This is a genomic window from Paenibacillus sp. FW126-R14 (assembly GCF_058789495.1).
This window is the reverse complement of sequence record NZ_JBYTBS010000036.1, coordinates 16,249-29,959: the sequence shown is the minus strand read 5'-3', so window position 1 is coordinate 29,959 and position 13,711 is coordinate 16,249. Positions and strand designations below refer to the sequence as shown.

General features: G+C 50.2%; 14 protein-coding genes. 3 read left to right on the top strand and 11 right to left on the bottom strand.

The annotated features are described in order from the left end of the window. Positions 1-100 precede the first annotated feature (100 nt). Complete coding sequence (locus AC3WRW_RS20975) at positions 101-1,453, top strand: putative bifunctional diguanylate cyclase/phosphodiesterase (RefSeq protein ID WP_492548241.1); 1,353 nt, start codon at positions 101-103, stop codon at positions 1,451-1,453. Here AC3WRW_RS20975 and AC3WRW_RS20970 read toward each other — a convergent pair. The 5 genes from AC3WRW_RS20970 to zwf all read right to left on the bottom strand — a co-directional run bounded on the left by AC3WRW_RS20970 (position 1,448) and on the right by zwf (position 7,883). Then, on the bottom strand, positions 1,448-2,239 hold the full coding sequence (locus AC3WRW_RS20970; protein WP_492548240.1) for a YheC/YheD family protein: 792 nt from the start codon (positions 2,237-2,239) through the stop codon (positions 1,448-1,450). The two genes, AC3WRW_RS20975 and AC3WRW_RS20970, sit on opposite strands and share 6 nt — an antisense overlap. Then, a complete protein-coding gene (locus tag AC3WRW_RS20965) occupies positions 2,211-3,365 on the bottom strand; it encodes a glycosyltransferase family 4 protein (RefSeq protein ID WP_492548239.1) in 1,155 nt (384 codons plus the stop codon). The genes AC3WRW_RS20970 and AC3WRW_RS20965 overlap by 29 nt, the downstream gene beginning before the upstream one ends. Before the next feature lie 166 nt (positions 3,366-3,531). Next, positions 3,532-5,115 carry a peptide chain release factor 3 gene (locus AC3WRW_RS20960; RefSeq protein ID WP_492548238.1) on the bottom strand — a complete coding sequence of 528 codons (1,584 nt, stop codon included), beginning with the start codon at positions 5,113-5,115 and terminating at the stop codon, positions 3,532-3,534. A gap of 57 nt (positions 5,116-5,172) precedes the next feature. Beyond that, on the bottom strand, positions 5,173-6,243 hold the full coding sequence (locus AC3WRW_RS20955) for a metallophosphoesterase family protein (protein ID WP_492548237.1): 1,071 nt from the start codon (positions 6,241-6,243) through the stop codon (positions 5,173-5,175). Between the two features lie 104 nt (positions 6,244-6,347). Further along, on the bottom strand, positions 6,348-7,883 hold the full coding sequence (gene zwf, locus AC3WRW_RS20950) for a glucose-6-phosphate dehydrogenase (protein WP_492548236.1): 1,536 nt from the start codon (positions 7,881-7,883) through the stop codon (positions 6,348-6,350). A gap of 191 nt (positions 7,884-8,074) precedes the next feature. Here zwf and AC3WRW_RS20945 point away from each other — a divergent pair, with 191 nt between their 5' ends. Continuing rightward, positions 8,075-8,446, top strand: a complete 372-nt coding sequence (locus AC3WRW_RS20945) for a hypothetical protein (protein WP_492548235.1) — start codon at positions 8,075-8,077, stop codon at positions 8,444-8,446. Positions 8,447-8,486: 40 nt separating this feature from the next. Here AC3WRW_RS20945 and AC3WRW_RS20940 read toward each other — a convergent pair whose 3' ends face one another. Beyond that, positions 8,487-8,933 carry a GNAT family N-acetyltransferase gene (locus AC3WRW_RS20940; protein ID WP_492548234.1) on the bottom strand — a complete coding sequence of 149 codons (447 nt, stop codon included), beginning with the start codon at positions 8,931-8,933 and terminating at the stop codon, positions 8,487-8,489. A 145-nt stretch (positions 8,934-9,078) separates the two neighbouring features. Between AC3WRW_RS20940 and AC3WRW_RS20935 the strand changes: the two genes are divergently transcribed. Continuing rightward, complete coding sequence (locus tag AC3WRW_RS20935) at positions 9,079-9,774, top strand: hypothetical protein (RefSeq protein WP_492548233.1); 696 nt, start codon at positions 9,079-9,081, stop codon at positions 9,772-9,774. Positions 9,775-9,851: 77 nt separating this feature from the next. Here the strand turns inward: AC3WRW_RS20935 and lepB are convergent, their stop codons facing one another. The 5 genes from lepB to AC3WRW_RS20910 form a co-directional block, all read right to left on the bottom strand. Beyond that, positions 9,852-10,400, bottom strand: coding sequence for a signal peptidase I (gene lepB / locus AC3WRW_RS20930; RefSeq protein ID WP_492548232.1), 549 nt, complete (start codon positions 10,398-10,400; stop codon positions 9,852-9,854). A gap of 26 nt (positions 10,401-10,426) precedes the next feature. Continuing rightward, a complete protein-coding gene (locus tag AC3WRW_RS20925; protein ID WP_216625674.1) occupies positions 10,427-11,074 on the bottom strand; it encodes a response regulator transcription factor in 648 nt (215 codons plus the stop codon). A 54-nt stretch (positions 11,075-11,128) separates the two neighbouring features. Next, entirely contained in the window at positions 11,129-12,190 is a 1,062-nt protein-coding gene (locus AC3WRW_RS20920) for a sensor histidine kinase (RefSeq protein ID WP_492548231.1), read from the bottom strand. 26 nt (positions 12,191-12,216) lie between these two features. Next, entirely contained in the window at positions 12,217-12,879 is a 663-nt protein-coding gene (gene liaF / locus AC3WRW_RS20915; protein WP_492548230.1) for a cell wall-active antibiotics response protein LiaF, read from the bottom strand. A 187-nt stretch (positions 12,880-13,066) separates the two neighbouring features. Next, the gene (locus AC3WRW_RS20910; RefSeq protein WP_492548229.1) at positions 13,067-13,699 is read right to left on the bottom strand and encodes a PspA/IM30 family protein; all 633 of its coding nucleotides are present in this window, start codon (positions 13,697-13,699) and stop codon (positions 13,067-13,069) included. Between the last annotated feature and the right edge of the window lie 12 nt (positions 13,700-13,711).

Genomic DNA, 13,711 nt, shown 5'->3' with positions numbered 1-13,711 from the left:
TTCTGTAAAATGTCCTAATTTATAATATTGTCTATCCCTTGCCTTTCGTTTTATGATTAAGGGTACATGGACAACTATGATGTGGGAATGAGTGATCGCAATGAACGTAGCCCGGCGCCTTTTTCACTTGGCCTCATCGAGAACGATCGGTGCTCTGCGGAGCACGAAAAAAGCGACTCGAAGTCACCTTCAAGTATTAATCAATAAAGCCGTTCGAAGTCACAGCCGAGCTGTGCGCAACGCCCAAATTCAAACGGTTCTTATTCTGGATATTGACCGTTTTCAACAAATCAATTTCTCAATCGGCTACGAAGCCGGTGATTGCCTGCTGTCGGAGGTCGCCTCCCGCTTGCAGTCGGTACCTAATTGCTCGCTTCTCGTTCAATCAGGGGATGATGAATTCGTGCTGGTCCTGCACGCCGTCCATCAGGAACAGTTGTCTCAAATCTTACAGCAGATTGAGCAGCTCTTTCACCGGCCGTTTATGATCCAGGAGCACGAATGTTATATTAACGTCAGTATGGGCATGAGCGCTGTCGCATTGTCGCCCGCTACCGTTGAACAGGCGTTGAAGCAAGCCGATCAAGCCCTTCAAGCCGCCAAACATACCGGCAAAAATAAGCTCGTCACTTACCATTCCATGCTTAGCTCACTTCCTGCTCGCTCCATAGAGATGGAAACCGAGCTGCGCAAAGCTATTTTAGAAAATCAGCTCATCTTGTACTATCAGCCGCGTCTTGAACTTTCTACCGGCAAAATCATCTGCCTGGAAGCTTTAGTACGATGGAACCATCCGAAGCTCGGCATGATTCCCCCGAACGAGTTCATTCCGCTTGCGGAAGAAAGCGGTTTGATTCTGCCGCTCGGCGAATGGGTGCTCCGCGAGGCTTGCCTCCAGAAAGTGAGATGGCTCGAAGCCGGTATTTTAGACTATCAGGTTGCCGTCAACATCTCGCCCTGCCAGTTTCAGGATGAAGCATTTTCGGATAAAGCCATCCAAATCATTGAACAGACCGGCATCGATCCCGCGTATCTGGAATTCGAAATTACAGAGAGCTCCATCATGCAAAACATGGATAATACCGTGGCTGTATTGGAAAAACTTTGCAATAAAGGCATTTCCATCTCGATCGACGATTTCGGAATCGGCTACTCCTCCTTGAATTATTTGAAGCATTTTCCTATCCACTGTTTAAAAATAGACCGTTCTTTCGTGAAAAATATACATAGCAATAAAGATGATTTGGCGATCACCAACGCGATTATTCACCTTGGTCACGCCCTTAACGTGCAAGTGGTTGCGGAAGGCGTAGAAGAGTTGAGCCAGCTTGAAATCCTGCGGGAAACCACCTGTACGACGATTCAAGGCTATCTCTTAAGTCCGCCGGTTTCCGTTTACGAAATTGAGCGAAGCTTTCATAGGTACGACAACAGGCCGGTTATGATATCATAACCGGCTGTTTGCTCTGCTGTATCTCCGTATTTTCGAGAAGATACGCTTATCCTGCAGTCTGCGGAAAATATAAGGATCCGGACTCGTATTGACTTCAAGAATCCATGGATGAAGCTCTTTGTCCAGGGCGACATCCACCCCGATTTCCTTAACGCCCCGATATTTGGCATGAATCGCTTTAGCCACGCGCGTCCCGAGTACATGCAGCTTTTGGATATACCGATCCCGCTCTCCGGCAGACAAATAACTGTGCAGCAGCGTATCCACAGGCTTCAAAGTTCCCCCATTATGAAAATTCGTCACGATCTTGCTAGGATGTGCCACTCTTCCGATCACGCCTGTTGTTTCCCAAGCCCGATGGGGCGATTGCTGCACCATAATCCGCAAGTCGAAGCGGTTCCCTCGATATTTCAGCAGATGAATTCCTTTTTGGACCAAGTACTGTTTATTTCCTGTTTTCTTAATAATTGAGGCATACATGTCGTCAAACGTTTTGAACCGTTTCAAATTGACGCCCAATTGATAGGAGAAGGGCATAATTTCTCCCCCGCCTTCCGACATTTCCACACGGATCACACCGTTACCGAAACTGCCGACATTGGGCTTGATGTACACCATTTTATGCTGATTCAGCATTTGCTTCAGCGTCTCAGACGTCATCCATTTCGTCGTTGGCACATACTCCTTTAGAGAAGCATTAGCCTCTACCGCTTTGGTTTTGCTAATTTTGCTCATGACATAACGGGAATATCTGATTTTAGTCCGTTTCTTTAGGATCCTTCTCATGCTTTCCCTCCTGCTTTAGTCTATAGAAGCCGGACAATGATCGCGCTGTGGCCTGCCAACTGAACTGTCTGACGGCAACGCTGCGCGCTTGCTTCGCTAATCGGGCTGCCCATTTTCTACGCCTGGCTACGGCTGCAATTCCTCCTGCGAAAGCACGGGGGCTTCTAAACTCCCTGATCAATATCCCGTTAACCCCAGGCCGAATAATCTCTTTAATCCCCCCAATTGCCGAAGCGATGACAGGAAGCCCGGAAGCCATTGCTTCCACGTTCACCAATCCAAAAGCTTCATGCTTCTGAGAAGGACATACGAAGCAATCGGCCAGGCCGTACGCCTCGTGGATCTTGCGATGGGGGATATTTCCCAGAAACTTCGTCGGTACTGCAAGCCTGCGGGCTTTCCTTATCAACGCTGCTTTATACCCTTTTCCTTGCTCTCCTCCAGCAATCAAAAGCTTCAAGCCAGGCACCTTTTTTCTAGCCAAATGAACGGCTTTAATCAGCTGCATAAGGCCTTTCCGTTTAATGAGTCTGCCGGCAAAAAGAACCTGAAAACCACGGCTGATCCGGTATTTTTTCCTCAACCGTTGTTTCGCAGCTGCCGATCTCGGCTTAAATCGCTTGATATCCGTCCCGAGGTAAATAGGATGAAGCTGATCTCTGCACTTGGGATATAACCGGATCAGCTCATGCTTCAGCGAAGAGCTGTTCGCTATGATCCAATCCACCTTCTGCAACCGTGCCGAGCATGTTGAAGTCGAAGTATAAGGCGGTTTCACGAACGTTAACGAATGTAAGAAAAGAGAAACTGGGCTATGGGGAAAATGACGTTTGATGGCTGCAGCGTAGTAGGGTCTGTTGTCTACTTGAATCCAGTCGAATTTTAAGCCTTTTATCACCTTTAGCACTGCCTTCAAGTATTGCTTGGAGCTGCCTCCCCGAACCCTTACGATTTTGAGCGAACCCTGCTTCGTTACGCTTTTGTAAGCACGGTGCCCTCTTGAAATGATGGTCACTTGATGCTGTTTAGCCAGCTGCCGGGCAATGGCATAAATGCATATTTCAACGGAACCACCCCGCAGCGGCGGTACTGGAGTTTGTTCAGGAGCTACAATGACTAGATGCACGTCTCTCGTTCACATCCTTAAGGCTGCTTGCGTGCCCTCAATTCATAACCCGTACTTATTGTATGAAGCAAACTGTCCATCGGCAACCATGGATAAACGACCAATAAAGAAGAGACCGCATGCCGGATTTTACTCTGGCATACAGTCTCTTCTACACATTACAGTATTATGGAGCACTTGTTAAAAACTGCGCATTCGGATTCTTCTCCATGGAAGATCTCAGCGCATATTCACTTTCAAACAAACCGACATAATTCCCTTTCTTATCCTTCACAAGCTGTGAATTGATACGGAATTTACCCGGATCGATCTTCTCGTCGATAATCCAACGCGCGAACTGATAGTTCTGGCGCTGCAGTTGAATGTCTACGCCATATTCCGATCTCATCCTGTGCTCAAGCACCTCGAACTGCAGTTGGCCGACGACGCCCAGAATCATATCTTCGAAGCCGATCGTCGTAAACACTTGGATCATGCCTTCTTCCGTCAATTGATCGATTCCTTTGAGGAACTGCTTTTGCTTCAGCGCATTTTTGATCGAAACCTTACTGAACAGCTCAGGCGAGAACGTTGGGAGCTCGTCAAAAACGATCTCTTCCCCTTCGCTCAAGGAATCTCCGATACGGAATATGCCCGGGTCGAACAAGCCGATGATATCGCCGGGAAACGCTTGTTCCACGATATCGCGGTCCTGCGCTAAGAACTGCTGCGGCTGTGCCAGCTTGATGTCTTTGCCCATACGGACATGCTTAACGGCCATGCCGCGCTCGAATTTTCCGGACACGATACGAAGAAATGCCACACGGTCGCGGTGAGCCGGGTTCATATTCGCCTGAATTTTGAAAACGTAGCCCGAGAATTTCTCCTTCGTAGGCTCGATTACGCCTGCCGTGCTGTTGCGCGGCTCCGGTTTCGGCGCAAGCTGAAGGAAGTTCTCCAAGAACGTCTGCACACCGAAATTGTTCACGGCACTGCCGAAAAACACAGGTGTAAGCTCGCCTTTTAGCACCTTCTCCATATCGAACGGATCTCCCGCTACATCTAGCAGTTCAATATCATTGCATAGCTGCTGATGCAAAAATTCGCCGGCAATCTGGCGGACCAGAGGATCCTCCACCCCATCTACTTTGCGCACTTCAATGTCTTTGTGATCTTCTCCGTTGTACAGCTCCAGCTGCGACTTGCCGCGATCATATACGCCGCAGAATTGCTTGCCTGAGCCAATCGGCCAGTTCATCGGATAAGAACGGATGCCGAGCACTTCCTCCAGCTCTTCTAGAAGCTCGAACGGATCGCGGCCCTCGCGGTCCAATTTGTTAATAAACGTGAAGATCGGAATGCCGCGCATCCGGCAAACCTGGAATAGCTTCTTGGTCTGTGTTTCGACCCCTTTGGCTACGTCAATCAACATCACCGCGCTATCGGCGGCAGTGAGTGTCCGGTACGTATCCTCACTGAAGTCTTGGTGACCGGGCGTATCCAAAATGTTAACTCGGTGCCCTTCGTAGTCAAACTGCATCACACTGGACGTTACGGAGATTCCGCGCTGCTTTTCAATTTCCATCCAGTCGGACGTTGCGTGTTTGCTCGCTTTGCGTCCTTTGACCGTTCCGGCTAGGCGAATGGCGCCTCCGAATAAGAGCAGCTTTTCGGTCAAAGTTGTTTTACCCGCATCCGGGTGAGAAATAATCGCGAACGTGCGTCGCTTAGCGACTTCCGTTTCGAGAAGCTTAGTGAGTTGCGTAGTCATCTGTTGGTTTAATTCCCTTCTTCTTTTACATGGGTGGAGCTGGTTGCTGCTTATTGATTAAGCTTGGGCTTTCTGCAAATCGATACTCCAATTCGCTTCCTCAAGGAACGTTCGGTTGCTGAACTCCCTGCCGCGAACGACAACCTTATCGGCAAATACTTGCACATAGATACCCTGAGCTTTATTCTTGGCTTCCTGCTGGTAAGCACGGTTCAGCGTTCTGCCGACCGAGGCATTATGGAAATAATGGAATGTTTCCTGCACATAATGCGGAGTCCCATTCTGGAAATCTTGATGGCGGTGTCCGCAGAAGACGAACACATTCTTATATGGCTTCAGTGTCTCGCGGAACTGGATCGCGCGGATTAATTGGTGAGTTCCCCCATCCGTTCCGCTTGGCGGCAGCGGTTGATGCGTCATGACGAACAGCGGTCTACCCGGCTGATACAGCGCTTTGACGCGCTCTTTGAACCAAGCCAACTGCTCATCGGAATACCATGCTCCCTCACCGACCTCCGGCCTCTCCTGCACGTAGGCTTCTTGGGAAAGCAGCAGAATGGAATGACCTTTTGTCGTAAAATCATTATAGAGCGTCTTGTAGCCGAAAAACTTCTTGAACTGTTCCCGGCTGACCTCATCGCTTTTGCCGTTCGGCACGGCCGCTTGATCCCAGTTGTTCGCTTTATTGATCCAGATCGTGTAATAGTCGTGATTTCCCATGTTCGCATGAACAGGCGGAAGTTTATACTCATTTACAATGGTACGCAGCTCCTTATAATCTCGTTCCGTTCCCGAATCCGTCAAATCGCCTGTTAACATAATGGCATCAACAGGGCCGTCGAAATGCGTAATATCATCAAGCGCCTGACGCAGTTTCTTACCGGTCAGCGGATCTCCGCCAGTGATATGAAGATCGCTAAGTATAAAATAGGACATCAGCGGACCTGTCGGCAGCGGTTCGGCCGAAGGCTGCGCTGCAGCTTGCGTGGGCTCAGGGTTCTCGGAAGACAAAGCAGGCTGATCCTCCGCCATAAACTTTTTCTTCACCATTTGACTAAAAAAAGCGCTTAAACCAACCAATGCAGCCCCGATTGCAAGCAGCCATCTTATAAAAGCTCTTCGCGACATGTACGCACCTCAAGTATAATAGTAAGGATTTACTCCGTAAGTTCTATTATACCACAAAAAATCCAATAGGCGTCAGCCGCCTATTGGACGATATGCTCATATGCTTAAGTCAAGACCGTTGTTTTCTGGATGGTTTCCCAATCGACTTCGCCTTCGTTTTGGCCGTTGATCGGCCACCACTTGAAGCCGTCGTCCGTAAGCAGCTTCGTCGCCTCTTCTGGTCCCCAAGAGCCGGCTGGATACTGCTTAAGATCATCCGCCTTCTCATTCCATGCCGCAGCGATGCGGTCCACGTAAGACCAAGCAAGCGCTACTTCATCCCAACGTGTGAAATACGTAGAATCTCCGCGCGCCGCATCATACAGCAAACGCTCGTAAGCTTCCGGCGTGTTAATGCCGATCTGGCAGCTTTGGCAGAAATCCATCGCAACCGGAACGATTACACCCTCAGATCCAGGCTGCTTCGCATTCATTTTCAAATAAATACCTTCCATCGGATTTACGCGGAATACAAGCAGATTCGGCTCCATCACATGCTTTTTGGCCAAATAAACGTTGTTCGGAATGTTCTTGAATTCAACGACAACCTCTGTTGTTTTGACCGGCAGCCTTTTCCCTGTCCGAATGTAGAAAGGCACTCCGGCCCAGCGGAAGTTATCAACGTGAACGCGGGCAGCGAAATACGTTTCTGTCGTCGATTGCGGATTCACCGAATCTTCTTCGCGGTAAGCCGCTAAAGCTTTACCTTTGCTCGAACCGCTTGCATATTGACCGCGAACGACATTCGCCCGAACGTCATCGCCGTTCTCGAATAGGCGCAAGGAACGCAGCACCTTAACCTTCTCATCGCGGATATCTTCCGGATGCAGGCGGCTAGGCGGCTCCATAGCCATCATCATCAGCATCTGCAGCATATGGTTCTGCCCCATATCGCGCAGAGCGCCGGAGTGGTCGTAATAACCGCCACGCTCTTCGACACCGACCGTTTCACTTAACGTAATTTGAATATTTGCTATGTATTTGTTATTCCATAGCGGCTCGAAGAAGGCGTTAGCGAAACGCACAAACTCAATATTTTGCACCATTTCTTTGCCGAGGTAATGATCGATGCGGTAAATATCTTTCTCCTCGAACACTTGGCGGAGTTGACCGTTCAAAAGCTCAGCCGACGGCAGATCGTAGCCGAATGGCTTCTCGATGACAAGACGGTGCCAGCCTTTGGTTTGGAGCAAGCCGCCTTCGCTTAAATTGTAGGACACATTGCCGAACAGCTCCGGCGCCAAAGCCAGGTAGAACAAGCGGTTTCCGCCCGTTTGGAATTGCTCATCCAGCCTTGCGGATAAGACGTTCAGCTCATGGAAGCCGGCCACATTATTGATGTCCAGCGACATGTATTCGAAACGCTGGGCAAAGCGCGCCCATTCCGCCTCGTCCGTAATTTTGTAACGGGCGAATTCTTGGATGGAATGCTTCACATCCTCACGAAATTGTTCATTTGTCCGCGGTCTGCGGGCGAGACCGACAACTGCAAAATTTTCTCCTAATTTCCCTTCGCGATACAAGCTGTAGAAAGCTGGAAATAGCTTTCTTTTAGCCAAGTCGCCAGTTGCCCCGAAAATATAAAACACAGCTCCACTCATCTATGCATCATTCTTTCTTTGTTAGAATTAGTTAATATTCTTTTAGCATACCTAAAATTGTCAAGCTATTCAACTTTTCTGAGAACTTTCACTGATAACAATTTCTTATAAAAAACTAGACATTCGTCTATACCGAAGCGCAGCCTGCCGAATAGGCTACAGTACATACCAATACGGAGGTGCAAATCCTTATGCAGCCCATTCATCCTATCACCGAAAAAGCCTGCCAAAGCCTGTACGGGAAGCCCGTCCTTCTTTTTCTTAACGATGGCTCACAATTCTTCGGCGTATTGAGCCGTTTTGAGAATAATACGCTCATTCTGAATGACGAGGCTCGCCCGAATTTGAATTCAGCGACATCCAAAAGGAAGGCCAAAGTAAAAGCCAAAACCAAAACCAGAACGAAAAATGTGAAAGTGGCGGAAACAGAACCGTCCAGCCCAGGGCCGGCCCTCGAGCATTTAAATTTCTTCGGCGTGCCGTTTTTCGGCGGTCCCCCCCCTGCTGAATTGCAAGCTGTCAATATTCCGCTAGACCGGGTTGCCGCTATGTTCAGCGAATGAAGAAGAGGCTGCGGATGACTCACGCATCTGCAGCCTTGTTTCACCTGGTAAGCTTCTTTCTCATCTTGTAGCAGCTTAACTCGGAGAAATACTCCTGGATTTCGTACCCTTTGCTTAAGTAGAAACCGATGGCATTGGGATTGCTGTCATCCACAAAGAGCTCTGCGGTCCGACAGCGCTCGCTTTTGCCGTATTCCTCCGCCATCCTCATGAGCTCTTTTCCCGTGCCTCTCCCCTGCTCACGTGCATCAACGGCCAGCATATCGACGAACAGCACGTTCGATTTGCGAAAGACCGAAATGAAGCCGTAAGGCTGTTTATATCCTTTAGCTGCCACAAATGTTTTGTTGTGGTTCAGCCGCTTGCGAATTTCTGAAAATGTAATCGAAGTGCCTGACGAATACAGTCTGGAAAAGGGGACTAACTGTTCAACAACCAAACGATGAATCGCCCGATCGTCATTTGCAGCTAACCGTTTGCGAATCATGCGGCATCGCCTCCACAAGAAGCAATAATGCTATCTTATGTCGGTCCGCGCAGAATTGACTCAGCTCCTTGCTCTAATTCATTGTGACAAGTACCAATTTACCCCAATACCCGCGAATGCTATACTAGACTTAAGCGAAAAAGAGGTGATTGATATGTTCTATGCCTATCCGCCAATAACGGCAGTAAATAGCTACCAAACTCATAAGGATTACTACCGGGTCAGCGGAGTCCGCGGCATCGCCGGCGGCAAATCAACTACGGTTCGTGTGCCTTTGAATCTGCCTTTTGAGGGCTCGTCCTATCAGCAATTCGCTAAATCGGCAGCCCAAAGGGTAGCCGGATTCGTTCAAACGGCGCAAAGCGCCAAAGTCTCCGCTCAATCCTTGGTCATGGCAAGGCCGGCTGACAACAATCGTGAAACCATCTTAGAGCCTATTCGTGAATTTGTAGATACATATAATCAACTTCAGACCTCTTTGCAGGAGTCGCCTTCGTATATGAACCGCTCACTGCTTACCGGACTGGAGCAGGCTGCCAAGCCCTATTCGCTGAAAGAAATCGGGATCGTCAAGCTGGACGACGGCCGCCTCGAGCTCCACGAAGACGAACTGCAAGGCCAAATCAACAGCCTATCGGGTAGCTTTCGAACAAGCCTCGGCAGCTTAACCGGCTTCGCCGCTTCCTTGGCTGCTAAACTTGGCGAGATCCAGCAATTGCCGTCCGAGGCGCTATTCCAAATGTCCCGCTCTGACCTGAAGCCTTACGGTCAATACCGTTCAAAGCTGCAAGCCTATCTGCCGGTTCCGATGAGCGGAATGCTGCTTGATACGCTGATGTGAACCTGCTTCCCAATCCAAAAAGCGACCCTCCTGCGTGAGCTTATGCGCCTGCATGCTCACCCAGAGGGCCGCTTTTTTTAAAATAATTTCTTCCCTAGGACATGATCGAGCGGAACGTATCCAATAACTCGGCTGTCCATACTGTTATTCCGGTTATCTCCCATCACGAAAACGTGATCCTCGGGAACCGTCCACTGCTTGTTACCGTTCGCTCTCATCGCTTCATTCAAATACGGCTCGTCCAACAGTTGGCCGTTGCGGTACAATTTATCGTCTTTCATCTCCAGATGATCCCCAGGCTTCCCTATCACACGTTTGATCCAGACATGCTTGTCATCGCCTTTGGTAAATAAGCTGAGCAGCGGGCTGTCGAGCAGGTCGTTCTTGAACGTCCGCTTCATTTCAACTCTAGAGTCAATGATCACAATATCCCCATAATCGGGCTCATAACTAAACGTATGAGAAAGCTTCGATACATAAACGCGCTGACTGTCATGCAGTGTCGGATCCATAGAATGTCCCATTACTTTCGTTGACTGGAACACGAAAACGCCAAGAAATACGACTAAAATAAAAGAAATGGCAATGGAACCGAACCAGCTCCACAGTTGCTTTAAAAAGTTCATCCTTATCGCTCCCTTGTACCTTGTTGCTACTCAGCCAAGCCATGCTTAAAGGCATAAATCGCCGCTTGCGTCCGGTCTTCCACACCAAGCTTGGCGAGTACGTTCGTGACGTGAAATTTCACTGTTTTCACACCGATAAATAATTCATCCGCCAACTCCTGGTTTGACTTCCCTTTGGCAATCAAGCGCAGGACCTCCATCTCCCGGTCCGTGAGCTCCTCATGCGGCTGCGCCGCCGCCTTAGGCTGCCTGAAACGGTTCATAATCTTAGAGGCTACCTGCGACTCCAGAATGGACTGCCCTTTGGCCGCGGCTCTAATCGCTTGGGCAATTTCAGAAGCGCGCGATGTTTTGAGCAAATAGCTAAAGGCCCCAGCTTCAATCACTGGATACATTTTCTCATCATCCAAGAAGCTAGTCAACACAATGACTTTACATTCCGGATACAGCTGCAATAGTTTCCGGGTCGTTTCGATCCCGTCCATGCCTTCCATGACTAAATCCATCAACACGACATCCGGCCGGTACTCCTGAGCCAACCGAATCCCATCGTGTCCATTGCTGGCTTCGCCTACCACTTCAATGCCATCCTCCGTTCCCAGAACGGCGGCAAGCCCGATCCTTACCATTTCATGATCATCGACTAGCAAGACCTTAATCAAGGTATCGTCCATCTGCTTCTCCTCTCGTCAGCAAAACTGTTTGTATCCCTGTCATTTTCACAACCGTTATCCGATTTCCGCAGCATCCGCAGCCAGAATTGGAACGCGAATCTCAATGCGCGTTCCCCGGTCGGGCGCTGTAATAATATCGACGGAGCCGCCAATTTCGTTAACCCGCTCCTTCATGGATACGATGCCGTAAGAGGTAAGCTTCTTCGCATCCAATTCAAAACCGATACCGTCATCCCGTATCGCCAGCCGGACGCCGTCAGAGCGGTGCAGCAGCTTAACCTCCAGCTTGTTCGCTTTGGAATGACGCAAAGCATTGGAGAGAGCCTCCTGTACAATACGGAACAAGTGGTCCTCGATTCCTTTATTTAAACGAATCTCTTCGTCCATATCCCACGTAATCGTCATCGGCACCTTAGCCGACAACTCCTTAAGTAGCTCTACAAGCCCTTCGGATAATCGTTTGCCTTCCAAGTGAATCGGCCTCAAATGCAGCAGCAGCGCTCTCATCTCCGATTGCGCAACGGAGGCCATCTCCTCGATCAAATGAATTTGCCGTTTGGCCTTCTCAAAGTCCTTGTCCAACGTCCGGCCAACGGCCGTAGCGGTCATGGAGATCGCGAACAACTGCTGGCTTACGGCATCATGGAGCTCCCGCGCCAACCGCTGCCTTTCTTCAATAACAGCCGACAGCTTCGCCTTCTCCGCAAGCTCGGCGTTATTGTTAGATAAACGCTGGAGCGAAGTAACCTGCTCTTCCCACCGTTTCATAATGCGCCCCAACTGTTCGCCCAGGCGTCCGATTTCGTCTTCGCCGTTCTGAAACCCTTCGCGGGCGAACGTCCCTTTTTCCAGCAAAATCATCGTTTCCATGAGCGGCTCCAGCCGGCGTGTAATCCGCGAGCTGTTCCAATAACCGTAACCGGCGCCAATCCCGCCAATGATGACAATCGCCATAAAAACAAATTTCACACCCTCCTGCCAGCTCGTAAAAGGGGTGATCAAATCGCGTGAATTCATAAAATAAATGATAGCGCCAAATACAAAAAAACTAAAAACAATCGATTCAGCCATACTGCGCCATATCATATTCGTTAATCTTCGTTTATAGCCGTCCAATATGCGCTGAACCTCCTTAAGGATCGTTACATCACTTTGATTTTAATATCTCCTACGATAAAAGAAAGCACTAGTTTCACACGGTGATCGCAGCTATCATAATTGGACGACTGCCAGTGCAATTTGTTCATTACGCCCGACTCCCGCTCACTGCCGACCTGAATTTGGCCGAAAGTGACCGAAGACGCAACCGAAACCCCGATATCATCGGGTACCTTAATATCAACATCTCCTACAACGCCTTGCAGGATGAACGTCGTTTCTTTTTGCTCCAAAATCGCGAGCGAGAGATCGATATACGTCTCTCCAATAATGTACCACGTCGAGCTATTGCGCATGATCCAAGGCTCACGCCCCAGACGGACGCTATCCATCAGCTTCTGCTTCTGAATGTAGGTGTCATCTTTATGCACTTGCTTGGAACGTATGAAAAAGAATCCTAGCGAAATCAACACGATCGCGAATACGATCGTAATATGATCGCCAAACAGAATCACAGCCCCCACGCCGATGAGCACAAAGCCTTTACGCTCTTTGCGGGAGCGGACCCGATGGATGCCCAGCAAGACGAGGATGATCGCAAGAATGGGGAAAAAGCCTATCGTATGATCCAGAAGCAAAAAAAGACCGGCGCCAATCAGCACTAGAGCTGTATTCCGGTTGCGGTTGTTTTTGGTTTCTTCTCCCATCGCTGCACCTCCTCTGGCTGCCGAATAATTCGTTCATATAGATTCCTAGCATACCATAAGAATGGACGGCCTCCAAGACGCAAATCGATGCAAATCCTTGCCCGGCAAGGATTTCGCATAAAGGCGGAGGCATAAGCCACAGGCTGCGCGGCAAGCATTCCCCGCGCAGCCTGCCTATGGGCGCGCGCTATTTCTTGCCGCGCGCCTCTTTCTCTTCGCTGGAGCACTGGCGGCCCCAATCCTGCTGGAGCTTGCGCAGCTCCTGCTGGAGGTTGCCGCCGGCCTCCTTCAGCGTCTCGCGCGACAGGCGCCCCGCGACGCGGAGGCCCTGCAGCGCTTCCCGGCCGAGCTCGCGGCCGGTCGTTTCCAGCTCGCGCCATGCGTCGCGAGCTTCTTCCTTGGACATCCCGCTCCGCGGCTGTCCGGTTCCTGCCGCGCGCCCGGCACGCAGCGCCGCAAGCTCGTCTGCGATCGCCAGGCAGACGTCCTGGCTGCGCGCGTACTGCGCGCGGTACTGCTCGCAAGCTGCTTCCTCGCGCAGCTTCTCTTGCAGCGCAAGCCGCGCCAGCTCTTCATCGCCGGCGCGCATGGCCAGCTCCGCCTGCTCGGCGCGCAGCTGCGCCATTTCCTCGGCGCTGACGCTTTGCCTGCGCAGCTCGATCGTTCGCTGCAGCGCGTCTTGATAGCGCTGTTCCAGCTCGGCGATGTCAGAAGACGGCGTATTGGAACGGCTGCCTCCCCGTTCATGCAGGTCCAGCTTGCTCGCTGCTTCTTGCCAGGCGCTCTCCGCTATTTTACCAATCCGATTGAATACGCTCATTATGCCACACCC

Excerpts from the sequence above, each read along its gene's own strand:
- AC3WRW_RS20975 (WP_492548241.1), top strand. The coding sequence starts at position 101 with ATGAACGTAGCCCGGCGCCTTTTTCACTTGGCCTCATCGAGAACGATC.
- AC3WRW_RS20970 (WP_492548240.1), bottom strand. The coding sequence starts at position 2,239 with ATGAGAAGGATCCTAAAGAAACGGACTAAAATCAGATATTCCCGTTAT.
- AC3WRW_RS20960 (WP_492548238.1), bottom strand. The coding sequence starts at position 5,115 with ATGACTACGCAACTCACTAAGCTTCTCGAAACGGAAGTCGCTAAGCGA.
- AC3WRW_RS20955 (WP_492548237.1), bottom strand. The coding sequence starts at position 6,243 with ATGTCGCGAAGAGCTTTTATAAGATGGCTGCTTGCAATCGGGGCTGCA.
- zwf (WP_492548236.1), bottom strand. The coding sequence starts at position 7,883 with ATGAGTGGAGCTGTGTTTTATATTTTCGGGGCAACTGGCGACTTGGCT.
- AC3WRW_RS20945 (WP_492548235.1), top strand. The coding sequence starts at position 8,075 with ATGCAGCCCATTCATCCTATCACCGAAAAAGCCTGCCAAAGCCTGTAC.
- AC3WRW_RS20940 (WP_492548234.1), bottom strand. The coding sequence starts at position 8,933 with ATGATTCGCAAACGGTTAGCTGCAAATGACGATCGGGCGATTCATCGT.
- lepB (WP_492548232.1), bottom strand. The coding sequence starts at position 10,400 with ATGAACTTTTTAAAGCAACTGTGGAGCTGGTTCGGTTCCATTGCCATT.
- AC3WRW_RS20925 (WP_216625674.1), bottom strand. The coding sequence starts at position 11,074 with ATGGACGATACCTTGATTAAGGTCTTGCTAGTCGATGATCATGAAATG.
- liaF (WP_492548230.1), bottom strand. The coding sequence starts at position 12,879 with ATGGGAGAAGAAACCAAAAACAACCGCAACCGGAATACAGCTCTAGTG.
- AC3WRW_RS20910 (WP_492548229.1), bottom strand. The coding sequence starts at position 13,699 with ATGAGCGTATTCAATCGGATTGGTAAAATAGCGGAGAGCGCCTGGCAA.